The following is a 424-nucleotide window of genomic DNA, read 5'->3' as shown; positions in this document are numbered from 1 at the left end:
GACCAGCGCACGCGTGTTCTGGCGCGTCGCGGGCGAATCGCCGCCATCCTGCCGGGGCGCCGATTGCAGCACCGCGATCAGGAACTTGCCGTCCGGCGTCATCGCCATTCCCTCCAGGCCCTGGTTGTTCTGGCGGCCGGTCTCGGGGTCCTTCGGATCGGGCTCGGCGGCACCGGGTCCCGGATTGTCCGAGGCGAAGTTCGGCGTGCCGTGGCGCATCGGCACGAAGGCGGCCGGTGGCTGGGTTGCCGACAGCAGATGCCCGTCGGCGGAAAACCGATAGATGTTCGGGCCGTATTCGTCGGAGATGAACATCGAACCATCGGGCAGCCGCACGATCGCCTCGTTGTCGAGCGCCAGCTTGCCATTGTCGGCTTGCGGCAGGATCGGCATGTCGCCGCTTGCCGCGCGCACGCCGTTGAGT

The 424-nt window shown here is 68.2% G+C and carries 1 protein-coding gene; it reads right to left on the bottom strand.

Annotated features, from left to right (window positions below; translation table 11 throughout):
* The coding region (locus EN949_RS35675) for an esterase-like activity of phytase family protein (RefSeq protein ID WP_164782695.1) at window positions 1–424 on the bottom strand (424 nt) is incomplete at both ends.

Source organism: Mesorhizobium sp. M7A.F.Ca.US.007.01.2.1 (assembly GCF_003998165.1).
Lineage (GTDB): Bacteria > Pseudomonadota > Alphaproteobacteria > Rhizobiales > Rhizobiaceae > Mesorhizobium > Mesorhizobium ciceri.
Note: the sequence above shows the minus strand (reverse complement) of the source record. Positions and strands in the feature narration are given on the sequence as shown.